Genomic DNA, 26,055 nt, shown 5'->3' on the forward strand with positions numbered 1-26,055 from the left:
TCAACACTGGTGAACACCATGACCGGGCCCGAATCTGACACAAAGCAAAAGACAGGCACCATCCGCGAATATGACGCGCAGGGCCGACACACAACCACCGCACGATCCCTGCATGCAATTTCAGGCGGCGGCTGGGTCATCGATACCCCGGGAATAAGGACGCTTTACGTGAGTGATGTTACCGACGGTATCGACACCCTCTTTGCTGAAATAACCGAACTGGCGCCGCTTTGCCGCTTTCGCGACTGCACCCATGCCCATGAACCGGGGTGCGCCGTTCAGGCAGCTGTCGCAAGCGGTGCCCTGGTCGCCGATCGCCTGGAACGCTGGCGGAACCTGCTTACAGAAAATCGCGACCGGACACCGGTCGTGAGCGGACCCCGCGGCAACAAGATCGTCCGCAAGAAGAAATATTGAAAGTGTTGAACGTTTGCGACGGTGCTCATCGGCGTCAGCCACGATCCGCCACCTGAATTGGCTGGGCTGGGGATAGCGTCAGCGCTCAATGATTGGGATTGCGGTCAAGAAGAAGACCCTGCAAACGGCCGCTCCCCGCTTGTGCGGGATATGTCTTTGAACAAACGAGATGCGGACGTGCTTTCTCTAGCTGTCCCGCTCGTGCAAATCGCCTTGGGCCTCGAACTCTCGGCACCATATTTGTCTTCGGCTCTTCGAATCAAATCAACAGCTTGGCTGTCGAAGCTGAAGACAGCCTATACTCCAAGCGGAAGTTCAATTTCTTCGCGGTTTCTTTTTGCGCCCTCGATCAGGACCGTGTTGAATCGCTCGGCATCTTGTGCCGGCAGCATTCCCGCCCCGGTTCGAATACCTTCTTGCCAGGCAGGCCCGCGCTCCCATGCTTCGTTGTAGACGAGCGCCAAGTCGGCAGATCGCCTTGTCTGCTGCAGGGCTTCAAAGAGCAGCGCAGCTTGACGAACGTCCTTTTCTCGCTTCGCCAGTCCCTGCCGGTCAGTGTGTCGGCGGCTGGCGACTATGAGCTTGTGGACCGCATACCGGGACGGATCAGGGACGACGACTGAGACACCGCTTCGGTGGAGCAGCATTGTCCTGACGGGTTCCCTTATGAGGAAGTCGAGAAAGCGTAGTGGATCCGCGCTGGCGCCACCAAGGGCGGGCATCTTCGCCGGCTGGTCGATGTAGTCATCAGAACCACGGTTCGACGTCAGGAACTCAACCCTGTAGCCGTTGGCGTTCTGAAACGCCGACGAGGCCGCGGACCCCGATCGATGTGGAACTGGCCGGAAGCTGGGGTCGACGCCCTGCAGCAGCTCAACGATCGGAGGCAGACTGTCTTCAACCTCGCGACTGATGGCGTGGTCCTGGGCGATGTCCGCATCGCCGGTCAGGATCGCAGCCATGGGGAGGCGGACGCCCAGCAGTCCTGCATAGCATTGAAAGGCCACCGTGCCGATGAGAACACCTCGGAGCCGAAAGAGACCGCCATCGGCAAGAGCCTCGACGATGTCGCCCGACATGGCATCAGGGGCGATCATCCCGCCTTCGCGGGTCAGGGTATTTACCAAGCGCCTGCGAGCGCGTAGATCGTCCTTGTCCCGCTTATGATCAGCTACGCGCCGCGCGATATCCGGATCTTCAGCAGAACCGACATAACGACGTTTCGTACCACCATGTCCATCTGGGATGTCGAAGTACCAGTACTTGCGCCCCTTGATGTTCGCCGGAGTGAACCGACCCTCTGGAGGGAAATCGGCCGTCCAGGCGGCGTCGAGCGAGCGCTGACCGAGCTCGGCGAGCATCGTCTGATACATGAGGTCGATGGACTTCATAAGTTCGACTCCGGCGTTATACTGTTTTTCAAAAACAGTATAACCGTCGAGAGGATAGGTCGCAAGATAGGATGCTCACCTTCGCGCAGGGCGCCAACAATCTCCGCAGCAAAGCGCGAGCGCTCTTTAATCGTCGGCCCGCCATACCGGTCGCAAGGCGCTCCCACGGAGGAGATCGTCGAGGGCTATCCGGCTCTCACTGCGCGCATGGTGGACCTGGCCGAAATCTGGGTAGCGGCTCATCCTGCCCGTGGGCGGCCACGAAAATTGTCGGAGCAGGGACTGAAAGTGAAGTCGGTGAAGCGATTGCCTCTCGGAAAGGCCGGCACCGAAAAGCCCTCGGCACGGCTACGTGAAGTTTCTCGTCGATGAATGCTTGCACACATCGCTCGTGGTTCTGCCGATGCAGCAGCGGATCTGCCGGGGGCGAGCCTCCAGGTCGTTTGCGACATGGATGCAGATCGCGCCCGCAAGGTGGCGGACGCCTACGGCGCTCACGACGTCGACTCAGACCCGACCGGGTGTCCGCTCGTCTGGACGTGGACGCAGTTATCATCGCAAGCCCCGATTTCACGCACGCGCCCTTGTCGCTGTCCTGGATAAGAGCCGGCAAACGGGCTCTCTGCGAAAAGCCGCAGATTTCACTGGAAATCAACGACCCGGTTTACTGGACAATGAGGTTTGAAAAATCCAACGAGAAGCGTTTCTGCTGAAGAACGGCGTCCATGATGGCAGACGCCAGAGGGAAATAAGCGAGCGGACCTTCATCGGTATGTTGCTTCTCAAGCGCCATATTCGCCAGAACCCGCGCTGTATCCACACCTTCGACCGTTTCGCCAAACAGGTCGCTCGACAACATTTCAACGACTGTGCGGCCAGTTCCCAATCCTTGGCCTAGGCGGCTGTTACGCCCTCCGCCAACAGTGACATGCAGATCGCCCAATCCGGCCAGCCCGAATGCCGTGGTGGTTTGCCCGCCCAGCCTCTCGCATAGTCTGGCCATTTCCAAAGTTGCCTGGGTGAAGACTGCAGCCGTCGGATTCTTAGATTGGCCGTCCGCACGTCTTTGATCGGGATACCGCGTCTGCATGGCGCTCACGCCGATCGCGTAGAAATTCTTGAGCGCGGCACAAGCTTCGACGCCCGTGACGTCCGTCGTCACCGACAGACGGTAATAGTCCGTTTGCATGATCGCGGCGAGCTGTTCGGCGACCGAAATATCCTCACAGGCGTAGATGCATGCCGTCGGCAGACGGTTGGCGAGTTCGCGGGCGATACACGGTCCGCCGATCCCGATGAAAGCGCTCATCAGCGGAATACGGGAGGGAAGCGTTTGGGCATAGGTCGATACGGCGGAACCCGCAGACTCAAGCCCTTTTGTCACAAAGGCTATGGGACAGGCCTCCGTCATGACCCGGTTAAGAATGTCGGTCACCCAGCCAATGCCTGGGCTACTCACTCCGACAACAATGATATCCGCGTTCGCGAGGTGCTCCGATCGCAGTTCGTCGAAGCGGATCGCCTCGACGCCGGCGGGCGGGGCAGCGTCGAGTTTGGGATGGATCCCGCCCGGACGCCGCATGGTAACGACGATGTCCTGATCGAGCGGCGTGCCGACGAGCAGCACCTTGTGGCCGTTGTCTGCAGCGGGTACGCAAAGCGCGGTGCCCATGACACCCGCACCGAGTACAACGATTTTTGCCACGGTAATCCTCCTCTTGGTGTGGTTCGAAACGGAAAGCCGACCCGCTACCGCATCATAGCAGCGACATTGCCGCCATCGACCGTGATAACCGCGCCGGTGCTTGAGCGCGCCTTAGCGAGATGCACGAAGGCGGCTGCCACATCGGCACCCGTTACCTCGCGGCCAACAAGGTTGCCGCGCATATAGGCTTCGGGTGTCAGGCCGCGCGCGCGGCTTCTTTCAGTGACCATCTCGTCCGTCATTAGACCCGTGCGGATCCGGTCAGCATTGACGGCATTGGATGTGATGCCGGATGCGCCGTGCTCGACTGCATATTGGCGCATCAGCGCCATCAGCGCGGCCTTGGAGGTGCCGTAGGGGCCGAAATCCGCACCTGGATTGACAGCCTGCTTGGAAACATTGAAGACGATGGCGCCGCCGGTCTTCTGCTTCTCCATCACACGCACGGCGGCTCGGGCCATGTAATGATGGCTCCAGAAATTCAATTCGAACGCCTTCCTGAACGTCTCCTCTGGCACGTCGATTAGCGAGCCCTGAAAGGCTGCTCCTGCGTTGGAGATCAGGATGTCCACCCCGCCGAAATGGCTCGCCACCTTGGCAATGGCGGCATCCACTGCGGCCGGGTCGGTCACGTCGCAGGCGACGCCGAACCCTCCTAGCCGCTTTGCCTGGTGAGTTACGGCGTCCTGTGCAATGTCGATCAGCGCAACCTCGGCGCCCTCGGAGCGAAGTGCTTCGGCGATGGCGAGGCCTAGTCCGCCGGCGGCACCTGTCACGACTGCTATCTGCCGGGTCAGGGGCTTTTCCACCTGCTTGGTCAGCTTGACCTGTTCGAGTGACCAGTATTCAATATCGAATAGGTCAGCCTCGGAGAGCGCTTCAAAGGATTCGATGCCCTCCGCCTTGGTGATAACATCGACCGTTGCTTCTGCCACATCTGCACCGACGAGTGCGTTCTTGCGCGTGGCGCCCGCGGCGAACAATCCAACACCCGCAACGTAAAAGACACGCGGCATAGGATCGAGCATCGTTTTTCCGCCGCCGACGCGACCATTGTTGCGTTCGAAATAAGCCCGGTAGTCCGCCTGATAAGCATCAACGGCGACCTGGGCCATGTCCTTCCAGGTATCGAGTTCGCCTGCCACCGGTGCCGGCAGCGCAACACCGTGGCGCTTGATATGGATGACATGCTCCGGCGTCGCATTGCCGCGCCTGACCAGGCTCTCCACATTTTCCGCATTGCAGAAGTCGAGCACGCTCTCTGTGCAGCGGTGTTCCAGTATCAAACGTTTCGGTGCGCCCTCTAAGCCGGTATCGATGGCGATGGCGCCGCGCAAGATCGGTGCGATTTCCGCCACACTGGCGAGCGATTTTGGCACTTTGGCGGAAGTAAACGGCTTTGCCCGACCTTTCGCCAGCCTGTGTTGCGCGCGGTCGATCTTAGCGATCATGTCCTCATAGGCCGCGCGCGGATCGTCAGACCAAGTGAAAATTCCGTGTTTCAGGAGAACCATGCCGTCGCCTTTGGGATTGGCGCGGAAGGCTGCATCACAAGCCTTCGCGAGAAGGAAGCCAGGCATCACATAGGGCACGACGATCGTATCAGGGAACAGTTCTCGGATAAGGTCTTCGCCATGCGGCTGGTTTGTCAGAGAGACTATCGCGTTGGCATGGGTGTGGTCGATATGCCGGAATGGCAACAGGGCGTGCAGGATGGCTTCGACCGAAGGGTTAGGCGCGTTCGGATCCATCAGCAGCCGCCGCTGCAGCATCACCATCTCATCATCGCTCAGCTCATCGAAACCGACCATCGCTTTCAGCGGGTCCAACCGCACGGCCGGCAAGCCCTGTGGCTCTATAGTGCCCATGTCCCAACCGCTGCCCTTGACACAAAGCACATCAACCGAGGTGCCGTCCCGATCAGTCCATGCAGTCTTGACCGATGTATTACCGCCGCCGTGCAGCACTAGTTCCGGATCCTGTCCGAGCAGTCGCGTTGTATAGGTTCGGATCGCTAGATCGCGGTTGATGCCCTTTCCGACATAAGCCTCGACCACGGATGTAAACTCGCTGTCGTTCCATCTCGATTTCATGACTATCACCTCTCTTCCCGAGTTGTTGGCGAACCGGGTTACAAACGTTAGATATCTAGATGCGTATGTGTCAGACCCGGTTTTCCGTTGCGGCGTCGAAGACGTGGACCTTTTCGGGCGCAATCGAGAAACGGACATCCATCCGCTCGTCAAAATGCGCAGACTTGTCGACGATCGCTAGGAACTGACCTTCCGGCCCCTCGCAGCAGAGCTGAGCTTCATGCCCCATGCGCTCGATTAGCAGCGACCGGACTACAATGGATCCCTGCGGATCGACCGTGACATCTGTCGGGCGGACGCCGCAGATCACCCGCTGGCCTGCAGATAGTTTGAGGGACGGCTCGAGCCGGATAAGGCCGGCCTTGGTCTCCGCAGCTGGCGCTCCCTGGTCCGCGACAATCGTGCCCGTCAGGAAATTGATCGCCGATGAACCGATGAAATCGGCGACATATTTGCTTGCGGGTCTATCATAGACATCGTCGGGCGTGCCCATCTGCTCGATCTTCCCGGCTCGCATGACGACGATCTTGTCGGCCATCGTCATCGCCTCGATCTGGTCGTGGGTCACATAGATCGTTGTCGTCTTGAGACGATTGTGCAACTGCCGGATTTCGGTGCGCATGTGCGCACGGAGCTTGGCATCGAGATTGGAGAGCGGCTCGTCGAACAGGAAGACCGCCGCCTCGCGCACCATGGCGCGGCCCATGGCGACCCGCTGGCGCTGGCCGCCGGAAAGTTCTTTCGGATAGCGCTGGAGATACGGCGTCAGATTGAGGATTTCGGCGGCATGCTCGACCCGCCGCTTGATTTCGGCCGGTGGCTGCTTTGCCACTTCGAGACTGAAGGCAATGTTTTCGTAGACCTTCATTGTCGGGTAGAGCGCATAGTTCTGAAACACCATGGCAATATCACGGTCGCGCGGATGCATATCGTTCACCCGTTTGCCGCCGATGAAAAGATCACCTTCGCTGACGGTTTCGAGCCCGGCTGTCATGCGCAGCAAGGTGGTCTTGCCGCAACCCGAAGGCCCGAGCAGCACGACGAACTGGTGATCCTCGATCAGGAACGAGATATCCCGCATGATGTTGAAGGCACCAAACGACTTGCCGATGCTCTTGTATTCCACGGTTGCCATAAATTTCTGCTCCACTCGTCTTCTAGTATTGCTGACGGTCGCGTGCCGGTCAGTATTTCTGCCGGGTCGGGGTGATGACGATTTCCTGCACGATCGCCTTTTGAGGCAGATTGTAGGCATTGAGGATCAACTCGGCGACGATATCGGCGGAAATGCCGCCGCCGATCGCCTCCTTGTTGGCCTTGTAATTGGCGAGCGTAGTCTCGTCCTTCACATGGTCGAGCACCTCGGTGTCGATGATGCCAGGCGACAGAACGATGACGCGCACATCGTGCGGTGCCAGATACTCGCGGAAGCTTTCCGAGACCGCATGGACGAAATATTTGGTGCCGCAGTAGACGGTGTGATCCGGATAGACCTTGCGGCCGGCGATCGAACTCATCATCATCAGCGTGCCATGGCGGCGAGCGATCATGCCGTTCATCACCGCATGGACGGAATTCATTACGCCCTTGGTATTGATGTCGATCATCTCGTCCCATTCTTCCGGCGGCTGCTTGGCGATGTCGCCGAGACGGGCGATGCCGGCATTGGCGAACATCATGTCCACCGGGCCAAATTGACTTTCGGCGTCGACGACGGCTGCGGTCAGTGCGGCGCGGTCACGGACATCGACTTGTTTCAGCACGGCGTTCGGCAGCCTCAGTGCCTCCAGGCGATCGAGACGGCGTGCCATCAGCAGCACCGGGTGGCCGGCGGCCGAAAAGGCCCGCGCCGTCGCCTCGCCGATGCCGGAGCTCGCACCTGTAATTGCAATCAGCGGCTTGTCCGCCATGTTTCAGCCTCCCGGTTTTGTTTTTGTCGATCCCCGGGATGCGAATGCCACTGGAAGAGGGCAAGATGGCATCGCAACCCCAGGAACCGTTTGTTTGGCAGACGGCGGAAAACCGCCGCCCGTCCAATCAACCCTTCATCACGGTGCCAACCTGGGCAGCGATGTCGTCGAGGGCTTCCTTTGGCGAGCCGTAGCTGCCGGCGAAATACTTGCCCAGCCCAACGGGGATCGTGTCGCTCGACAGCTGTGCCCATTCTGGCAGGTCCGGTTCGGAGCCCATGTATTTCGCAATCGTCTCGCGCACGATCGGCAAGTGACGGGTGGTGCCGGCACCGACGCGAGCATTGGCGAGAACGCGCGGATCGTCATAGACGCTGGTGCGGGTCGGACCCGTACCGCCACCAAGCGTGGTGATGAGGGCCTGTGTATCGGCGCAAGTCGCCCACTGCATGAACAGCCAGGCTGCATCCGGGCTCTTTGAGTATTTCGACACGGCAAGAGACGACCCGCCCTGGTGACCGACGCCGGGGATTTCGCCGTAACCGGTTTCCTTGACGGTGCGAAGGGCAATCGGCTGCGGCGGCACTGCAACTTCGCAAAGGCCCGAAACCTTGGTCTGGGTCGGATCGTCGAAATAGGGAAAGAATTCGCCCCAAGACAGCATCGACGCGGCAACACCCTGTGCCACCGACTGGCCCTGACCATCCCAGGTCCAGCCATCGACGCCTGGAGGCATGGTTGCCTTGAGCTTCGTCCAGTATTCCAGCGCCGCAACGCCCTTTTCGTCGTTACCGGTGAACTTGCCGTCCGGTCCGAAGATCGAGCCACCGTGACCCCAGAGCCATGCGGTCCAGTCGCATTCCAGGCTGTAATGACCGGATTTCATCTGGCCGCTGGTGCCGTAGACGTTCGGGCCCATCTCGTCGGTAATGGTTTTGGAATTGGTGTACAGTTCCTCGAGTGTCGCCGGTGCCTTGAGGCCGAGCTTCTCGTAGATATCCTTGCGATAGATCATGATGAAGATCGGGATGTCGTAGGGAACGCCGACCCAGCGGTCCTCATACTTGGCGATACCGTCAACCAGTGCCGGCAGGAAGTCATCGATATTGTAGTTCGGCATCGCCAGGTCGGCTTTGGCCTCGATCTGCTCGCGTGGATCGAAGACGTCCTTGCTGAAGGATGCCGCCCAGCTCTGGTCAATATAATAGAGGTCATAGGTGCCGAGCGATGAGGCCACGTCGAGTGTCAGCTTCTGCAGAACTTGCTCCAGCGGCAGAACCTCGATCTCGACCTTGATGCCGGTGGCTTCCTCGAAATATTTCTTCAGCTGCGAGTTGATGGCGTTTGACGGGGGTGTCGATTCCGTGGCGAGTTTGAGCGTGGTGCCGGCAAACGGCTTGCCGACGTCCTGCAGCCACTTGATCACTTCCGGCGACGGCTGCAGTGCTTCCTGTGCATTGGCCTGCGAGAACCCGCCAAACGGCCGGCGACCCAAACCCATGCCGAGTGCGCCTGCACCCAGGCCCAGCTTGCCGGCGGCCATCAGGAAGTCGCGGCGGGCCATCTGGCCCTTGACGAACCTATCGGTGATCGATGCGAGATGCATCTTTCTAATACTGTCCTTCATCCTCTTCTCCTCCACTTTTAAACGGACGACAGAATTGCCGGCCGGATATTCAAGCGCCTCCGCGCCGAATTACTGTTTCAGCGACCCCATCGTCAGGCCACGCACCAGATGGCGCTGGACCAGCAGGATCACGATAAAGGCCGGTACGATGGCCGCTGCACCCAGCGCCGCCATGTTGCCCCAGGCCGTTCCAATCGATGTCACGAAGGTCGACGACACCACCGGTACGGTCTTTAGGCCGGTCTGCGTCAGCGTCAGTACGAACAGGAATTCCGTCCAGCTGAAGATGAAGCAGAGAACCGCGGTCGCGGCGATGCCGCCCTTGGCCATCGGCAGGACGATGCGCCGGAAGATCGTCCAGCGCGACGCGCCGTCAAGCAGCGCGCTTTCGTCGATCTCGGCCGGGATATCGTCGAAGAAACTCTTCAAGAGCAGCACCGCCAGCGGCAGGTTCATCAGGCCGTGGATCAGGATGACGCCGATATAGGTGTCGAGCAGGCTGAACTGCTTGAAGATGAAGAACATCGGGATGGCGACGGCGACCGGCGGCATCATGCGGGTCGACAACACCCAGTTGACGAACTCGTGCCGGCCCCGAAAATTCATCCGTGACAACGAATAGGAGGCGAGCGTCGCGACGATGATGGCGAGCACCGTCGACATCGAGGCGACGACGATCGAATCCCAAAGCCGGGGCGCCATGTAGAAATTGCCGCCACCGGGATTGACCGTTTCCTGCGTCCCGAAACCGAAGCCGAGCGAAATGCCGAATACCTGCTCGAAATTCTTGACCGTCGGTTCGAAGACGAAAAATTTCGGCGGCCAGTTGAAGATGTCCTTGGCGTTGCGGAAAGCAACCGACGTCCAGAAGTAGATCGGGAAGAAGAAGGCTCCCACGACGATCCAGCCGGCGATCGTGCGAAGTGTTCGTGTGCCAGCGCTCTGGTGCATGTTACCACCTCACCTTGAAGACTTTGATGAAGACGTTGGCCATGATCATCACCATTGCCAGGCTGACGAGGCTCAGCGTTGCGCCATACCCCCATTTCAGGAACGAGAAGGTCTGCTGCCAGGCGTAAAGGCTGACGGTATAGGTGGCCGTTCCAGGGCCGCCCGAGGTCATGACGAAGACATAGTCGAACACCCGGAAGAGATCGATGCCGCGCAGGAGCACGGCGACCGCGATGACCTTCGACATCATCGGCAGCGTCAGCCGGCGGAACATCTGGAAGGACGAGGCGCCATCGATCATCGCTGCTTCATAGGGCTCGGCCGGCAGCGAGCGGAGACCGGCCATGAAGATCAGCACCATGAAGGGCGTCCACTGCCAGATTTCAGCGACAAGCACGCCGGCCAAAGCAAGGGATGACGTGGCAAGGATTGGAGTCGATTTGTCGAGCAGACCCATCGTGCTGAGCAGATAGGGGAGCACGCCGAATTGCGGATCCTCCATCAACAGGAACATCATACCGGCGATGGCGGGGGGGATGACCAATGTCATCGACAGTGTGGCTCGCAGTACGCTGAAGCCCGGCAGTTCGGCATCCAACAGCATCGCGATTGCCATGCCGAGGATGATTTCGAACACCAGCGCGACAATGAAATAGAGGAAGGTGACGCCCAGCGCGCTCCAGAAACGCGTGTCGTTCCAGAGCTGAACCCAATTCGCCATGCCGACGAATTTCAACGCGCGCTTTGTCGGCACGAATTCATGAAAGCTCAGCCAGACGTTGTAGATCAGCGGATAGATTGTGAATACCACGAGCAAGCAAACCAGTGGCAGGAGCCACGGGATCGGCGAGTCCGATATTGCAATGCGTTTCACCTGTGCGACGGACATTCCGTACCCTCCAGCGGACTGCGGCTATTGCGCCCGGCATGAGCGCGCGTCACCGTTGCCAAACCCGCACTCCTCTGCCGGTTCAGCTCTGCTCGATCCTGTTTCTCTACGCCGGCGCAAGCCGGCATGCGTCTTCAAAGCTGCGGCCGGTCAGTGTGCCGCTGCTTTCTTCTCACTGTGCATGCTTGTCGCGGAGCGTTGCTCTGCCATCCAGGCATCCAGTTCGGTAATCTCGTTCAAGCCCATGCGTATGCCGGCTTTTGTCCGGCGAAACACCACATCCTCGGCCGTGCGCGCATACTCGCGGGTCATCAGGAAACGGACCTCCGCCTCCGTCAGGTCGGCGCCGAAGGACCGGCCCAGGTCAGCCCGTGTGCGGGAACCGGCCAGAATGGCGCGCGCCTCGGAACCATAGTGCCTGACAAGGCGCCGCGCCGCGCGTATGTCCAGAAATCCATAGTCCCGCGTAAGATCCTGAGCCAGGAACTCTGCTGAACCTGCGGGAAAGTCGCCGCCGGGCAAGGCATGCTTGCCCGTCCAGTGCGCCCTTACACCCCACTCTGGGAACCGCGTTGCCAACTTCTGCATCGCATTCTCGGCAAGGCAGCGATAGGTTGTAATCTTTCCACCGAAGATACTCAGAAGCGGTGCTTCGTCTTCCGCGCCGTCGACTTCCAGCACATAGTCGCGCGTGGTTTCCTGCGCATTGGCAGCACCGTCGTCGTAAAGTGGCCGAACGCCGGAATAAGTCCAGACGACCTCTTCTCGCGTCACCCCGGCCTTAAAATAGGAAGAGGCTGCCTGGCACAGATAGTCGATCTCGTCATCCGAAATACGGACGTTTTCGGGTTGATCCTTATGATCGACATCGGTTGTGCCGATCAGTGTGAAGTCGTCCTCGTACGGGATGGAGAAGACGATACGTCCATCGGGATTCTGGAAAATGTAGCAGCGATCATGTGCGTACAGGCGCGGTACGACAATGTGAGAGCCCCTGACGAGCCGGATTTTTGCTTGCGTCTTCCGGTTCAAAACGATGGCCAGAACCTGGTCCACCCACGGACCGGCGGCATTGACAAGCGCCCGGGCAGAAATTGTCTCGCATCGCCCGGTTTCAGCATCCTCCACGGTCACATGCCACAGCCCGTTCTCGCGGCTTGCCTGCACGCAACGTGTGCGCGTGCGAATGTCGGCGCCCCGTTTTTCCGCGTCGCGCGCATTGAGGACGACGAGGCGGTTGTCCTGTACCCAGCAATCGGAATATTCGAACGCGATGGCGGACACGTCGCGAAGGGGTGCGCCGACGGGATCACGCGAAAGCTTGAGTGTCCGTGTTCCCGGAAGCTTTTTCCGACCGCCGAGATGATCGTAGATGAACAATCCGAGCCGCAACAGGCACGCCGGCCGCAGCCCCTTGCGATGCGGCAGCACGAAACGGAGCGGCCAGATGATATGCGGCGCTACGTGCCACAGAACCTCCCGCTCGCGCAGCGCATGGCGCACGAGCCCGAATTCATAGTGTTCGAGGTAACGAAGGCCACCATGAATGAGCTTGGTCGACGCCGATGACGTGGCGGAGCCAAGATCCGACTGTTCGCACAGAAAGACGCGGAGCCCGCGACCGGCCGCGTCGCGCGCCAGACCAGCGCCGTTGATTCCGCCACCGATGATCGCCAAGTCGTACGTCGCCATCGTCATGCAGTCGGTCTCCCCTTGCGGGCTTCCAGAAGACGGTCTGCAACCTCGACGAAACCTTGTCCGCCTTCAGCGGCCGTTACATAAGTCGGTTCAGCCTCGATGCGGCCTTGAAAATGCAGGACATTGGCAACGCCGCAGGCGTTGGGAAAGAAGTGGAACATCGGCGCATCGTTCGGACTATCGCCGACGAACACGACCTTGTCCTTATCCCGGTCGATATCGAGCCCGAGCACGTCGGCCGCGAAACGGCGCGTCATCGTCAACTTGTCATAGGCACCATACCAGCCGTTGACATGGATGGACGAAACCTTTGCAACCGCACCCTCCTCCTCGAAGATCCGCTTGATGCGGTCCACTGCGCTGGCCGGCAAGGATGGCACATCCTCAGAAAAGTCGATGGCGAGGTCGGCCTCGCGATAAAGCTGGTCGGCCGAAATGGCGGTACCGGGCACTTCGGCCAGGATGCGAGCGCGCACTGTTTCCAACCGTTTACGATCATCGGCGCGCTGATCGCTACTGATCGCGAAAACACGGCGCATGCGCCGGCTGTGTTGATCATAGGAAAAATAGAATGCGCCGTTTTCACCTACAACGCCTGAAACGGGCCACATCCGCGCAATCATATCGCACCAGCCAGCGGGTCGGCCGGTGATGGGAGCTACAGCAATGCCGGCGTCCAGAAGTCGCTCCAACGCCTGATAGGCGCAGGCCGGCAGACGTCCGTCCGTGGTCAGCGTGTCGTCTATATCGGCAAACAGCGTATGGATCCTGCCTGCATCTTCCAACGGCATTTCGACGATCGCGCGCATGAGATCACACCTCCCCGCGCGAGAAGTCTTCGAGAATGCCTTCGTCGGCGGCGATATCGAGAAACGAATACCGGTTGCGCATCTCGCGGCAGTGAACCACTGCCTCACGGTAAAAGTCGACCGGCACGCCGAGTTCCTGTGCCGTCGTGGGACCACCTGCTGCCTTGAGCAGCCGCGTCATTTCTTCGACCGGAATGACGAAGGCTTTCAGTTCCTCCCGCAGTACCGGCCAGATCTCGGCGATCTTTTCATTGAGCGCGCCGATTTCTTTTTCATCGAAGATCTTGGGCTGAATCTCATTGAAGCATTGTTGGGCAATATCTGCGCCCATGCGACGCGACATTCCCTGAAGATCGATCCTGGTTGCCTTCATTTTCGGCGGTGACGCGTTTTCCAGGTAGTGCCGCTGTAAGCGGCCCATGGTCAGCACGCCGACGCCAACCTGCTGGCCATGAAGCGTCCCCGGATGGCGGTCTCCCGCGAAGCAATCGATGTAGTGGGAGATCTGGTGTTCGCCCATGGAGCCATGGTTCGACATGCCGGTAAAGGAGACACCGAGACCGCACATCGTCAGAACACGGTAGAGGTAGCCGTTTGCGGAGACATCGCCGCGGTTGATCCCCTCGGCGCGCCGGTTTAGCTCCGCCTCGTCCTCATGCTGAATGATATAAGGCGCGTTATCGTAGGCCGTCCCGAAGAGGCGATGCGACAGCCACCAGTCCACCTGCGCCACAGACCGAACGAGGCAATCGGCGAAGCCGGCAGCCGATAGATAGGTGGGCGCCGCAGCGGCGACAGAAAGGTCGACAAAGAAACCCGCCGGCGCATGCGATGGCAAAGACACTTTGAGACCGTTGTCGAGGGTTATAGACGCGGTGGTCGAGGTATAGCCGTTCATCGAGGCGGCGGTGCCGAATACACAATACCGCCGTCCATCGAGGCCGGTCACGTATTTCACCAGATCGTTGATCGTGCCCGACCCCACGGCGACCACACCTTCGGCGCCTTTCAGTTTTTCGGTCAACACAGCCACATTCGCCATATCGGCATGCGGATGGTCGAGAAGAACGGTCTTGACGGGGCCGAGCGATTGGAGAGCATGGGCGATGCGTTCACCCATCGCATCCCAGGTGGCGTGATCGGCCACGACTGTGAATGTGTTGCCTAGCCCTAGTCCGGCAACCAGTTCGGCTTCCCGTCCCTCAAGGGTATCTGCGATGACGATCGATTCGTAAGGCACAGTTGCTGGTTTGCGGGTCTCCGGATCCACCCAGCGCCCGGCGACGATATCATCAATCAACGCGGTCCAGCCGCCCTGGGGAGCGCTTGCGGCGCCGCCCTGGTTCCCTGTCGTTTCCATTCCTGATGTCCAGTCTTATTGTGATGAAAACAAAAGACACCAGCTACTGACACTTGTCAATACATAAATCAAACTGCCTTGACATTTGCCATCCGGTGTCATCAGATAAGGTGGAAACAAGGAAACACCGAGGAAACACATGCTGGACGCAGGCGTCACCCTGCCCACGGAGTTCGACGACGCCGTCAATTGGGCCGCATGGCTCTATTACGCCGACGAGATGACCCAGAGCGAAATCGCCAAAACGCTCAACGTCTCCCGCGCGACAGTCGTCAATTACCTTCAAGAGGCGCGCAGCCGTGGCATTGTCTCCATCCGGATCAGCACCTATGCGAGCGGACGGACAAAGATCGCCCGTGCATTGAAGGAAAAATTTGGCCTTGAAGGCGCGCTGGTCATCCCCTCGACCGGAAATGGAGACCTCGTGCGTCGGTTGGGGGACGCCGGAGCCCGTGTTCTGGCCGACCAGGTGACGACGGGAGATGTAATTGGGGTGGCTTGGGGGCGCACCGTGCTTTCGGTCGCCGATCAGATTTCACTTCCTGAACCGGTCTCCAATCTCACCGTGGTCCAGGTCTCGGGAAGTTCTACGGGCGAACCGGATTTCTCGCCCGAATTGTGCACCTCGCTTCTGTCGAGCCGTATTGGCGCGCGTTGCGTCAACCTTCTGGCACCGGCCATTCTATCGACCAAGGAACTCAGGGCGATGCTGCTCGACGAACCAGTCCTGAAAAAGCAGTTCGACCTCATACACTCGACAAACCGCATTTTGTTTGGTGTCGGCGATGTCGGCCCTAAAAGCACCGTGCGAGCGTCCGGGATCGCAAGCCAAAGGGAAATCGACACATATGTCGAACATGGTGCGGTCGCGGTTATCATCGGTCGGTTTATCGATGCGCACGGTCGCGCGGTAGGCGGCGAGCACGATGAACGAATGGTCGGAATCGCACTCGAAGAGCTTATTCAGACGCCCAATAGGATTTGCGTGGCAGGTGGGGCCGGCAAGATAGAGGCCATTACCGCAACACTCGAAGGCGGTTACGCGACGCATTTCGTCACAGACATGGCCACGGGAGAGGCCTTGTTGGGGGTTTGACAATCACAAGCAGTGGCGAAGGGCCGCTGCCTGTGGAGGTATTCAATGGACCCACCCGCATCACATCGGTTCGTACCGAGGTATCGCGGATCACTCAGCGGAGAGGAGCCGCTTTAATGCAGTCGGAGGAACGTTATGTCATAGGGATCGATTCATCGACGCAATCGGTGAAGGCCATTGCCTGGTCGAAAGACGGTCAGCCTTGTTTCGAAGGGCGTGCGCCGCACACGCTTATAACGCCTGACGCCCACCGGGCAGAACAGGATCCCGACGAATGGTGGAGCGCAGCGATCACTGCCTTGAAAGCTGTAGCCGGAGCTACCGATCCCGACCGCATAGATGGCATAGCGATTTCCAATCAGCGCGAGACAATGGCATTGCTGGACGACCAGCGACGTCCGCTGGCGCCCGCCACGGTTTGGCTCGACCGGCGTGCGCGGGACATGCCCGCCCTCCTTGCTGACGAATTGGGCGCGGATGTTCTGCACGGCATATCCGGAAAGCCGGTCGATGTTATTCCTTGCGTCTATCGCCTGCGCTGGATGCGTGCCAATCAGCCGGAGTTGCTCGATAAGGCGGCTTATATTCTGTCCGTGCATGACTACTTGACGATGCAGCTGAGCGGCACACCGCAGGCGACATGGACAAGCGCCGATCCGTTCGGAATTTTCGATATCGTCAGTAAAACCTGGTCGAAGACGATCCTCGGCCACCTCATGATCGACGAGGCCAAGCTTCCGTCGCTCAATCCGCCCGCCTCCAGAATCGGCTCCATCTCCCAGGAAGCCGCTGCGCAGACGGGCCTGAAACCAGGCACGCCAATCTTTGCTGCCGGCGGAGATGGTCATTGCGCCGCTCTTGGCGTAGGCGCGATCGAACCGGGGACAGTCTATCTTAATCTCGGAACAGCGGTCGTGGGTGGCCTCTGGTCGGCCACGCCGGAATTGAGCGGACATTGGCGCACGCTGGTATCTCCCACTGGCGACGGCTATGTTCTGGAAAGCGTACAGCGGGGCGGTGCTTTTTTCGTGAACTGGCTGCTCGATAATTTCGCTGGCGGACGCACGGATGTGGCGGTTTTTCAACGACTAGAGGCGGAAGCCATGCGCCTGCCTGTCGGCTCTGACGGGCTGACGGTGTGCCCATATCTGATGGGCTGTATGGATCCCTACTGGGATGAAAATGCGCGGGCGAGTTTTACTGGCTTCGGGCCGGATCACGGAATGGGTCATCTCTATCGCGCATCCCTTGAAGCGATCACGCTCGAATTTGCAAGGAGCTTGCAGGAGATGAGGGCCACGGGGCTCGTAGCCGAGCGAATTTTCGTGATCGGCGGCGGAGCTTCGAGTGTGCTGTGGAGAAAAATGGTTTCAGATGCTACAGGGCTTCCTGTCCATCGCAGCCTCTCCAATGAGGCATCGGCACTTGGTGCAGGCATTGCGGCAGCGGTGGGTGCCGGGTGGTACAGCAATTTCCACGAAGCGAAAAATGCCATGGCGCGGACGACCGAAGCCCTTGCGCCTGATCCTGCCGCTTACGAGGATTGGCTTACCCTCTCGGAAAGACAGGCCCAAGTTTACATCAACAATCGCGAGCAAGGGCGGACGTGAGCCCGGCTCTGTGAACGAGCATGAAGTGGCGCGAACGTTTCAGTGTGCGGTGCCTGGTTTCTCGTTTGCCCTCACAATGGCGTCCGCTTCCTTGCCGTATAGTTCCTCGAAGTGATCGAAGGTCTTGGAAAAATAACCAATGCCCTGCGTCGCCGAGCGCAGCGCCCGCGCCAGATCGTTAAGCGCGCCGCCCGGAACGAGCGCCCGGAAGATGTCCCATCCCTTGGCGGTTTCATCACGGTCGAAACCGAGAACCTGACCGTTGAGAGCGGCGACGATCTGGACAAGGCTGCCTGAATAGACCGACGGGATGTGGAACTCGCTGCGAAAGACCGGCTGCATCAAGACGGTCGACCCTTCGGAAAGCGCCTGTCGCACTCCCATTTTCGATGCAGTCCGGAAGGCGTGTTCCGAACTGTCGACGGTATGGTGCTGACCATCTAACAGCGTTACGCCGACATCGATGACTTCGAAGCCTAGCGGTCCTTTCTCCATCGCTTCGCGCGCGCCCGCTTCGACGGCGGGGATGTAATTGCGCGGAACGGCGCCGCCCTTGATGGTTTCGCCAAAGGTGAAGCCCTGGCCGCGCTCGTTGGGGTGAATGCTCAACTTCACATCCGCGAATTGCCCGGCACCGCCGGTCTGTTTGCGATGGCGGTAGTGAACCTCCGACGGTTTCGTGATCGTCTCGCGGTAGACTGGGCTGGGCGTTCGGTCGGTCACGGAGATATGAAAGACATCGGACAGCGTTCGGCAGAGATCACGCAGATGGACCGGCCCTTGGGCGCGCACGAGTTGAGCGCCCGTGCCTTCCTCCTGCAAGACTTTCAGACCGCGATCCGTCTGGGAAAGCTTCGCCAGCGTTTCGGAAAGTTTGTTTTCATCGCGCTCGCTGCCCGGAATTAGGATCCTTTCAAGCATCGGCGTGGGTGGATCCGTCCACTCGGGCGGGGCGACCACCGCGCCGGAGGTCAGTAGCGAAGGGACGGGCAGGTGGTCGGACTTGACCGTCGCGAAGACATCCCCCGGCGCAGGCAGAACCGCCGAATTGGACCGCCCGTTTGCGAGATTTTGTACGGCGCCGAGGTTGGAGCCGCCCAGTGATGCGCCTTGCCGCAGTCCCTCGCCAAGTGCGCGCACGAGCACCGTCTTGCCGACATTCTGGCGATGATAGGCATGGAAGCTCACGGCCACCAGCTTGCCTTCATCGACAGTTCCCGTATGAGCGAGACGCTGCCGAAGAACCCCTAACGGCGGCGCCTCGTGGCGCAGCGCCTTCATCAGCCTCGTCATGCCGTTGCCGTGACTTGCAGCACCGATCAGGACCGGGATAATTCTGTTTTCCCTGAGAACCCGTGATGAAATGGCATAGAGCGCGTCGCTGGGCGGCTCGCGATCCTCGATCAGTTCCTCGAGAAGCCAGTCATCAAATTCGGACAGGTGTTCCAGGAGCTCGCTGCGCGCTTCGTGCTCGCGCTCGGCGGCGCTTTCGGGGATTGCGATCAGCGCCGAAGTCTGGCCTTCCCGGTAGCGCCACGCCCGTTCCGAAATCAGATCGCAACTGCCTATGATCCTGTCTCCCTCGCGGATCGGGATCTGGCGAAGCAAAAGCGTGTGGTTGGCGTAGTCTTGAAGCGCGGCGATCACGTCCCTCAGCCGCCCTCTCGGTTCGTCCATCCGGTTGACGAAGAGGATGCACGGCGTCTCCGAGGCTTCGACTATCCGCAGATAGGGCGCGGCGAGCACAGCCTCCTCGGGTGCCGATGAAACGCACAGGATGCAGGCGTCGCTGGCAAGAAGCGCGTGCTGCGCATGCGCCAACGCTTCGTTGGGTCCTGGCGCATCCAGCGCACACCACGCCTCGTTTCCGAAGGTGAATTCCGTTAGGTTCAATCCATAGGGGGAGCTGGATTTTTTCGGCGCCCCCTCCAAGGAGCCGAGCTTTTCCACGACTGTCGATTTTCCGGTCTGCGAGGGTCCAAGCACGGTAAAGCAGCGCATCGGTCTTCCTCCAACTGCCATAAACACAATTTTCAGCCATCATAGGATGCCCTGAACCGCTGCAAGGCGCCAGAGGTGTTCAGTTTCACAACGCTTTGACTTAGACTTGCATTTGAGGCTGATCCATTGAGCTTACGGTTCGATACTAAATCCGAGAAAGTCTCGTTTGATCTTGAAGCCAACCCGACGGGCTGGCAGGACAATTGCTTCTTCCGCCTTTATCGACCCAGGCTTCGGGTGCTGATTACGGCCAAGGGCTGGAAGCCGTCGACGGCGGAGGGCGTCAGCTTCAGTTCCTCCGCAGTTGCATGAAAACTCTCCGCCCGCGCCGCTGCTTGTGCCAGGGACGTAGGAACGTCCTGCGCCGAGGCGGATGTTAACTGACCGCTAGAGCCAATATCGGTTCCTCGGGGGAAGCTTCATGCCTGCGCTCCCTCATTCTTTTGGATAGCTTTTCGCGCATCGTAAAAGCGTAATACTATCTTGGCGGGAAATCCGGAGAGGGGCATGCAATATCGCCAAAGGTCGGTGCTGTTCGCAGCACCTTGGCTGATCATCGGAGCTGCCGCAGTCGGCGCTTCGAGCGGTATAACGATTGCGGACTTCGAAAAGCCGGAACTGTTAGTCGCCGCACTGTTTGTCGGCATTATCATCGGAATGGCCGTTGAGCAGTTCCTCGCCACGATGAGCAAACAGGCGTGGCGGCAGAGAGGCAGATCACGCTGGGAGAACCGGCGCCGGAACGAGCGCATCGTACCGAGGCCCTGGCTTCAGACGCCAGTTGCGGAGCGATTGCGACCGGTCGACGCTGCGGATCAACTGCGTATCGTGATGCGCTCGAATTTCACGATTCAACCATTGCTGAACCAAAGCGAAGCCCGGGTGTTTTGGGAGCTCGACAGCGTCGTGATCGGCTGCAATTCCTCCTGGCAGGTGATGGCGCAGGTTTCATTGGGCGAGATCCTCCGAAGTGCCGATCCGGAGGCCTACAGTTGCATCAACTCCAAACGTGTCGACCTGCTCCTCGTGGACGGTAACTGCCAACCGCGGCACGTCATCGAATACCAGGGCGGAGCGCACCATCAAGGAGCCACGGCCGCGCGTGACGCGGTAAAGAAGGAGGCGCTACGACGCGCCGGGATCGGCTATTATGAAGTGGTGGCTGGTCAAACGACGCCGTCGGAACTCAGGCGATTGGTCGAGAAGCTGGTGGACAAGCCGAGTGTCACTTAAAGCGATCTCAACACGCATGACTGCACGCTCGTGCCTCTCTGAGTGGATAAGCAGATTGCCGTGCCTTAATGGAATTGAGGCGCACCCGAGATGATCTCCGACTTCGAGGCAGTTCGCGAAAATCTGTTTCCGGCGAGTCACGGAGCGATCGAGGACTGGAGCAAGTTCCCCTGGCATCGTGATCGAACCAATCAAATTCAGGCTTATAAGGCGCATTCGTCGCAAGCCATCGCAATCGATGTCTTCGGCACACTGAAGATGAGCAGAGATCGCGATCGCATTTTCGACGCCATCGCTGAGTGCGTGGGGGTGGCACGGGGTGGCCCATGGGCAGTAATACTCGAGTGGACTGATACCGATCGGCTTCTGGGAGAACCTAGGCCGACGCAAGTGGATGCACTTGCCGTCGGCTCTGCGGCCGCACTTGTCATCGAGTGCAAGTTCACCGAGCCCGCAGGACAATGTAGCCAAACGGCCGTTTCTCGCTCGGGCGAACGCCAATGCAACGGAAACTACGAAGACCAAATCAACCCAGGCAATGGCGTGCGATCGCGATGCGCTCTGACAGGCAAGAGCATCCGGTACTGGGAATACATCCCAAAGATCTTCGAGCTCGATCCAGGTGTGGACCATACGCCCTGCCCCTTTAAGGGAGACGCCTATCAGTGGATGCGCAACGCCGTGTTGGCGGCTGCGCTAGGCAAACACCGCAATCTTCAAGCGGCTGCCCTAGCAGCCTTTGCCGATCATCCAAGTTTTCCAACAGCGCGAAAAGTGAAACGAGGCCTGGTGGATCCTAGCCTCGCCGGCCAAGGGGCGATAACGCCTGTCTCATACCAGCAGATCATTGCGATCGCCTGCCAAGTCGGCCGTGACCGAGCGCTCTGGAACGAGCTTAATGCATGGATAGATCATAAGATCGCACGGGCAGCGTCGCGAAAATTGGACTTCCAAGAGGTTCGAAATGGATGCTGATATCTGGAATGGAGCCTTCTATGACGATGGCGAGTGGGTTTCCTGGTCCGACGTGGAAGAACAACTCCAATATCAAGAGTGGCGTGCCAAGTATCCCAAAGCGATTAGACCTCTGATCCCATATTTTCAGGACCTCTTGGCACTGGCCGAAAGCTACCACCGTGAGACAGGTCGTCATCTTGATGTGTACGGCGTCATTGGTGAACTGTTCGGAGCAATCACCTACGGAATAAAGCTGAATAAGAACTACGCGCAGGGTGCCGACGGGCGGCTGGGCAACGACCACGTGGAGATCAAAACCATCACGCCGTTCAAGTCCAAGGACGAGGTTTCCGTCAAGGTGTCGAGTAATTTCAGCAAGCTGCTCGTCGTGAAAATCAACGGCGACTTTGAAGTGTCGTCGCGGATGGTTGACCGCTCGAAGCTTCCGAAAACGACCAAACCTCTCCTGAGGATAAGGTGGAGCGATCTGCCCAAAGGCCAATGACGACTTCATGCGTGATCGCGCCAAGTGGCGGCCTACCCCTCAGGCCCTCGAGCGCCCTCTCCTCTCGTGCGGCAAACTTTGGTTGCACGACGTAGCAGCCAAAAATCATTAATTCAGAATTTTAGATGCACGCGTATAGTCCGCTTGGCATCACAGCATCCGTGCCTTGAGGGGTCGAGGGCAATGAACTGGAACACATCGTCGACATTCACGGCCGCTTTGGGCGCCGCTTGCGGTGATTGCGGCATTGGCCAGTGGCGGCAGGGCGCGGCGTTAGCACATCGAGATCCGACAATCTCTGAAGTCCAAATTCAATATCATCCGACCGCAAAGAGGCAGGCTCCGAAAGGTGCTGGGGCTTATCAGGTGTTTGGCCGCTCGCGATGAGCAGCGTGACAAGTGTACTATCCCAGTCTGCACAACCGGCGAAAATCCTCAGAAAACTCGACGCTTCGGGCTCCATCCCTCGGACCATGAATAGGAACGCAACTTGACCGGCCATTTGCTGCGCGCCGGCCTTGCCCTCCTCGGGCGATGTCGAGGAGCGCTATGTTGAAAAACAGCAGGGGCACACTTCGGCTGAGTTGACGCGCAAACGTCAGCGGCGGCGCGGCCGCTTCCGCAGCAACCTCACCAAGCGTCTTGGCTTTAAGAGCCCCTCCCCAAGCGGTCAAAATTGCCGGCTGGGTGTTCGCGCTTCAATTGAAATCGGGGAGTAAAAGCTACAGGGCTGTAGGGACCTTATCCGGCCAGCATACGTGCGAGCATATTTCTGATGTGGTCCTGCGCGCTGTAGAAAATTGCCGCGACAATGATTTTGCGGCTATCTTCTACCGGTAGAAACCAAATAGCTGCCTTGTCCCGCCGAAGAAACCGGATCCCGGGATGAATATCCGGCCGCAGAGTCCCGATATAAGGCGTATCGACGAGACGATCGATTTCGACACGCAGTTTGTGGATCCGTTCAGCGGTGCGCTCCACCGCCTCGTCAGGCGAGTCCCCGAGTTCGACATAGGCGCCGAACAGATGATCGAAGATCAACTCGAAATCGCGTTCGGCATCCTCTGAATATTCAAGAGTCCACACGAACAACCCGTCGCTTCCGCTCAATCATTGCCGAGACGCGGCTTTCCATTTCCGTCGCAGTAATCATAGGTCCATTCAATCGCCGCTGAACCAATTCGCGAAGCGCTGCCGTTTCGACGGTCTCGGTTTCCGTCTTTTGGCGAAGCAGTTCTAGGCCCTGCTGAAGAACGGAACTCAGGCTGGCATACCGGCCGCTCTCCACCAACGAACGGGCAAACGCATCCTGCTGGTCGGTCAGCGAGATCGACGATTTGACACTCATAGGTTTAACTCCTTTGAACCTAATTTGCTACTCAGTAGCACATTTGTCAATATAACGAGATGTCCGTCAGGGCGGCAAAGGATGGCCGCGCAATGTCAATCCAGGATCAACGCTGGATCAATCGCTTTCTGCTGGTTCGCGGTCCGCGTCACGATGTGCGCCGCCGAGCGCCCCGCCGGGGGCCGAGTGTCCCAAGCGATTCATGAATATCCGGTTCTCGGACTCTCAGCACTAGCTGTGTGGAAAGCTCCTCGGACATATGCTCGACAGCTACCCGATCACCATGTTTCTACCCGAGGCTTTAGCCTGATAAAGGTTTTCGTCCGCGGCTTTCAAACAAGAGTGTGGATGAAACCCCGGCCGGCTGAAACACACCGATACTCGCCGAGATTAGCACTTTCGAACCCGAAGGAGATCGCAGATCAATACGCGCGATCTCTTCCCGGATTTCCTCGCTACGTATAAGCATCTCGGCAGGCGTCAAATTCCGTTGAAACAGACCGAACTCTTCGCCCCCGAGGCGTCCTGCGAACCCTGACTGCCCTTGGTAGCGGGCGAGGATAAGACCGGTGCAGCGGAGTGCTTCATCGCCCGTTGCATGACCATATCGGTCGTTGATCGACTTGAAATAGTCGAGGTCCAGAAACAGCAAGGCGCCGGATACACCGTGTTGACTGGTCGCGTCTAGCTCTTCAAGGAAGGCGCTGCGAGTGAGGGTGCCCGTCAGGCCATCCGTGCGAGATTGGACGCGAAGGGCGTCATAAGCGTCCGCGAGCTTGTTCAAAGCCTCTTTTGTCGCAGCTTCAGCGCGTCGGACTTTTTCCGACTGAGTAAAATGCAGCGCCGAAGCCGGGATCGATATCGCCAGCGGGCAAAAAATCGTCATGAATAGGCCAGCGCCTGCCACTTGTCCGCCCAACAGTGGAACAATGATGAATGAAAGTGCCAGCGAGGCGAACACTGAAAGCAGTCCGGTTAAAATAGACTTTTCGACAATACGACGCATCAATACCACCGTGACGAAGTGAAACTGCTATGAGCTCATCAATTTAAAATGGGTTGAAACACATCGATAAAACTTGATTCATGCGTCTCTCTCACCGACGATTTGCCTCGAATGGCCACCCCCCGCATCTGGCCGCCAGATCGTCGCAGCTATCCTTGTTCTGTTTTTAACTATGCGAGAAAGGGCGGCTGCGCGGTCGCGTCATCGTGGCCGTCTTGAATGGTCGTGGAACATCGAGAGGTTTATCCCATGATTGCCGCCCGGCGGATTTGCGCGTCTAAGCCTGCCGGCAGAAGACGGGAAGGCTCGCCGGACGGCCTGTCGTCAGGCAACTTTCCTCGCCATCCCGACCGAGCGCGGCGCGGTTTCAGCGAAACCGAACTGTCGGTACAGGCGGTTCGCCGGGACGTCGGCGATCAGACTGACATAGGCCGTCTTTGGCAACTGGTTCTCGATATGGTTCGTCAGCGCGGCCATGATCATCTTGCCAAGCCCCCTGCCCTGGTGTTCGGGCATGATCGCGACGTCGGTGACTTGAAAGAAGCAGCCTCCGTCGCCGATGATGCGACCCATGCCGATTACCGCGTCGCCGCTCATCAGGCAGACACCAAAGATCGAGTTGGGCAGCCCCTTTTCGGCCGCCTCTTTCGAAAAGGGGCTGAGGCCCGACAGGTATCGCAGGCGCAGGTAATCGTCGATGCCCGGGACGCGGAGCTCGATGCGGTAATCGTCATGCTGGGTCATGTGATGCCTTTCAATGTACGTCTCCTAAAAAATCTCTCTCGCCACCGTTATCGCGGTGCTGGCGATTGATGGGCCAAGTTATCGCGCTATGAACTGGCCCTAAAAAGATAACAGAACGTCTCTCCAGGCCATGTTTCCTCCAAACCACTCTCTGATCATCCGCAAACGGCTGCGATCACTTGCCAATAACCGCGGCCGACAATCGCGCTTGAAATGGACCTCGCGGCAAGCCAAAGGTCCCGAAGACCGTGGCGATGGAAGTTTCATCCAGAGCTCTGTCCCTAAGCGGGAAAAAATCCGTGCGCTTAACCATGTTGATTAGCCTTTGATTCATCCTCCCAGAGCAGTTTGCGGCCGGGATGGCTGGGAACCAACCTCAAAGGATCAAAAGCTATGACCTATGCACTCGTGCTTTTCTCGGCGGTAACGGCGATCGTGGTGTCCATTTCGGCGATTGGCACTGCACCGGCGCCGAATAGCAAGTGGCCGGAAATCCATTCGGAAAAGACCTCCAGACTGGCGCCGGTGCACCGGCCCTGAGCCGCCATATTGGATGAATAGCGGATTCGCGAAGCGGCGTCGGTTGCGCCGCTTGCATTGGACAAAGCCACCTCAACAGACGCTGCTCAGGCGGATTACGCCTGCGGCCGCGGCTGCGAACCGGTCAGGCCCTCATCAGCGCTAATTTCCACGTCGATATCGGGA

At 58.9% G+C, this 26,055-nt stretch carries 23 protein-coding genes and 3 pseudogenes; 10 read left to right on the forward strand and 16 right to left on the reverse strand.

All coding sequences use genetic code 11. The features are described 5' to 3' along the window. Positions 1–417: GTPase RsgA (rsgA, locus tag AC1D2N_RS32300; protein ID WP_130759202.1), on the forward strand; the 417-nt coding region annotated here is incomplete at its 5' end. A gap of 296 nt (positions 418–713) precedes the next feature. Here rsgA and AC1D2N_RS32305 read toward each other — a convergent pair. Further along, positions 714–1,808, reverse strand: a complete 1,095-nt coding sequence (locus AC1D2N_RS32305) for a nucleotidyltransferase family protein (RefSeq protein WP_018245327.1) — start codon at positions 1,806–1,808, stop codon at positions 714–716. A 153-nt stretch (positions 1,809–1,961) separates the two neighbouring features. Here AC1D2N_RS32305 and AC1D2N_RS32310 point away from each other — a divergent pair. Together AC1D2N_RS32310 and AC1D2N_RS32315 are read left to right on the forward strand one after the other, a co-directional pair. Further along, positions 1,962–2,180, forward strand: a pseudogene (locus AC1D2N_RS32310) (DUF433 domain-containing protein); the annotation flags it as partial. Continuing rightward, positions 2,181–2,443 (forward strand): annotated as a pseudogene (locus AC1D2N_RS32315) (Gfo/Idh/MocA family oxidoreductase); the annotation flags it as partial. A 29-nt stretch (positions 2,444–2,472) separates the two neighbouring features. Here the strand turns inward: AC1D2N_RS32315 and AC1D2N_RS32320 are convergent. The 10 genes from AC1D2N_RS32320 to AC1D2N_RS32365 all read right to left on the reverse strand — a co-directional run bounded on the left by AC1D2N_RS32320 (position 2,473) and on the right by AC1D2N_RS32365 (position 14,850). Further along, on the reverse strand, positions 2,473–3,513 hold the full coding sequence (locus AC1D2N_RS32320) for an NAD(P)H-dependent glycerol-3-phosphate dehydrogenase (protein ID WP_130729680.1): 1,041 nt from the start codon (positions 3,511–3,513) through the stop codon (positions 2,473–2,475). A 44-nt stretch (positions 3,514–3,557) separates the two neighbouring features. Continuing rightward, the gene (locus tag AC1D2N_RS32325) at positions 3,558–5,606 is read right to left on the reverse strand and encodes a bifunctional aldolase/short-chain dehydrogenase (protein WP_130729697.1); all 2,049 of its coding nucleotides are present in this window, start codon (positions 5,604–5,606) and stop codon (positions 3,558–3,560) included. 70 nt (positions 5,607–5,676) lie between these two features. After that, positions 5,677–6,741, reverse strand: a complete 1,065-nt coding sequence (locus tag AC1D2N_RS32330) for an ABC transporter ATP-binding protein (RefSeq protein WP_477982727.1) — start codon at positions 6,739–6,741, stop codon at positions 5,677–5,679. A gap of 49 nt (positions 6,742–6,790) precedes the next feature. Beyond that, positions 6,791–7,516 (reverse strand): SDR family oxidoreductase, encoded by a 726-nt coding sequence (locus AC1D2N_RS32335; protein ID WP_065275910.1) that lies wholly within the window; start codon positions 7,514–7,516, stop codon positions 6,791–6,793. Between the two features lie 127 nt (positions 7,517–7,643). Continuing rightward, positions 7,644–9,143, reverse strand: coding sequence for an ABC transporter substrate-binding protein (locus AC1D2N_RS32340; protein WP_065275909.1), 1,500 nt, complete (start codon positions 9,141–9,143; stop codon positions 7,644–7,646). Between the two features lie 69 nt (positions 9,144–9,212). Next, positions 9,213–10,094, reverse strand: coding sequence for a carbohydrate ABC transporter permease (locus AC1D2N_RS32345; protein ID WP_130729678.1), 882 nt, complete (start codon positions 10,092–10,094; stop codon positions 9,213–9,215). A gap of 1 nt (position 10,095) precedes the next feature. Then, on the reverse strand, positions 10,096–10,983 hold the full coding sequence (locus AC1D2N_RS32350; RefSeq protein WP_027686776.1) for a carbohydrate ABC transporter permease: 888 nt from the start codon (positions 10,981–10,983) through the stop codon (positions 10,096–10,098). 150 nt (positions 10,984–11,133) lie between these two features. Continuing rightward, positions 11,134–12,681 carry a glycerol-3-phosphate dehydrogenase gene (glpD, locus tag AC1D2N_RS32355; protein WP_065275906.1) on the reverse strand — a complete coding sequence of 516 codons (1,548 nt, stop codon included), beginning with the start codon at positions 12,679–12,681 and terminating at the stop codon, positions 11,134–11,136. After that, positions 12,678–13,490, reverse strand: a complete 813-nt coding sequence (locus AC1D2N_RS32360) for an HAD-IIB family hydrolase (protein ID WP_018245336.1) — start codon at positions 13,488–13,490, stop codon at positions 12,678–12,680. Before AC1D2N_RS32360 ends, glpD begins: the two co-directional genes overlap by 4 nt. A gap of 4 nt (positions 13,491–13,494) precedes the next feature. Further along, positions 13,495–14,850 carry a sn-glycerol-1-phosphate dehydrogenase gene (locus tag AC1D2N_RS32365; RefSeq protein ID WP_131705721.1) on the reverse strand — a complete coding sequence of 452 codons (1,356 nt, stop codon included), beginning with the start codon at positions 14,848–14,850 and terminating at the stop codon, positions 13,495–13,497. 139 nt (positions 14,851–14,989) lie between these two features. On the opposite strand from AC1D2N_RS32365, the gene AC1D2N_RS32370 reads away from it, so the two are divergent. Then, positions 14,990–15,946: a sugar-binding transcriptional regulator gene (locus AC1D2N_RS32370; RefSeq protein WP_018444532.1), complete on the forward strand. Its 957-nt coding sequence runs from the start codon at positions 14,990–14,992 to the stop codon at positions 15,944–15,946. Positions 15,947–16,062: 116 nt separating this feature from the next. After that, the gene (locus tag AC1D2N_RS32375) at positions 16,063–17,556 is read left to right on the forward strand and encodes a xylulokinase (RefSeq protein WP_018517449.1); all 1,494 of its coding nucleotides are present in this window, start codon (positions 16,063–16,065) and stop codon (positions 17,554–17,556) included. Between the two features lie 39 nt (positions 17,557–17,595). Here AC1D2N_RS32375 and AC1D2N_RS32380 read toward each other — a convergent pair whose 3' ends face one another. Further along, positions 17,596–19,557, reverse strand: a complete 1,962-nt coding sequence (locus AC1D2N_RS32380; protein ID WP_018517448.1) for an elongation factor G — start codon at positions 19,555–19,557, stop codon at positions 17,596–17,598. Positions 19,558–20,064: 507 nt separating this feature from the next. Here AC1D2N_RS32380 and AC1D2N_RS32385 point away from each other — a divergent pair. From AC1D2N_RS32385 to AC1D2N_RS32400, 4 genes and pseudogenes are all read left to right on the forward strand, one after another. Then, positions 20,065–20,790, forward strand: a complete 726-nt coding sequence (locus tag AC1D2N_RS32385) for a DUF2726 domain-containing protein (RefSeq protein WP_018517447.1) — start codon at positions 20,065–20,067, stop codon at positions 20,788–20,790. A gap of 90 nt (positions 20,791–20,880) precedes the next feature. Then, positions 20,881–21,765 carry a PGN_0703 family putative restriction endonuclease gene (locus tag AC1D2N_RS32390; RefSeq protein ID WP_018517446.1) on the forward strand — a complete coding sequence of 295 codons (885 nt, stop codon included), beginning with the start codon at positions 20,881–20,883 and terminating at the stop codon, positions 21,763–21,765. After that, positions 21,755–22,252 carry a hypothetical protein gene (locus AC1D2N_RS32395; protein ID WP_018517445.1) on the forward strand — a complete coding sequence of 166 codons (498 nt, stop codon included), beginning with the start codon at positions 21,755–21,757 and terminating at the stop codon, positions 22,250–22,252. Before AC1D2N_RS32390 ends, AC1D2N_RS32395 begins: the two co-directional genes overlap by 11 nt. A 493-nt stretch (positions 22,253–22,745) precedes the next feature. Then, positions 22,746–22,899: pseudogene (locus tag AC1D2N_RS32400) on the forward strand (integrase); the annotation flags it as partial. 94 nt (positions 22,900–22,993) lie between these two features. Here the strand turns inward: AC1D2N_RS32400 and AC1D2N_RS32405 are convergent. The 4 genes from AC1D2N_RS32405 to AC1D2N_RS32420 form a co-directional block, all read right to left on the reverse strand. After that, positions 22,994–23,344: a type II toxin-antitoxin system RelE/ParE family toxin gene (locus AC1D2N_RS32405; protein WP_020572920.1), complete on the reverse strand. Its 351-nt coding sequence runs from the start codon at positions 23,342–23,344 to the stop codon at positions 22,994–22,996. Continuing rightward, on the reverse strand, positions 23,325–23,600 hold the full coding sequence (locus AC1D2N_RS32410) for a type II toxin-antitoxin system ParD family antitoxin (RefSeq protein WP_018517443.1): 276 nt from the start codon (positions 23,598–23,600) through the stop codon (positions 23,325–23,327). Before AC1D2N_RS32410 ends, AC1D2N_RS32405 begins: the two co-directional genes overlap by 20 nt. A 301-nt stretch (positions 23,601–23,901) precedes the next feature. Beyond that, complete coding sequence (locus AC1D2N_RS32415) at positions 23,902–24,606, reverse strand: GGDEF domain-containing protein (protein ID WP_245275455.1); 705 nt, start codon at positions 24,604–24,606, stop codon at positions 23,902–23,904. A gap of 324 nt (positions 24,607–24,930) precedes the next feature. After that, the gene (locus AC1D2N_RS32420) at positions 24,931–25,350 is read right to left on the reverse strand and encodes a GNAT family N-acetyltransferase (RefSeq protein WP_018517442.1); all 420 of its coding nucleotides are present in this window, start codon (positions 25,348–25,350) and stop codon (positions 24,931–24,933) included. Positions 25,351–25,743: 393 nt separating this feature from the next. Between AC1D2N_RS32420 and AC1D2N_RS32425 the strand changes: the two genes are divergently transcribed. Beyond that, complete coding sequence (locus AC1D2N_RS32425; protein ID WP_155257546.1) at positions 25,744–25,890, forward strand: hypothetical protein; 147 nt, start codon at positions 25,744–25,746, stop codon at positions 25,888–25,890. Positions 25,891–26,055 lie beyond the last annotated feature (165 nt).

Source organism: Rhizobium sp. P1_B8 (assembly GCF_056406515.1).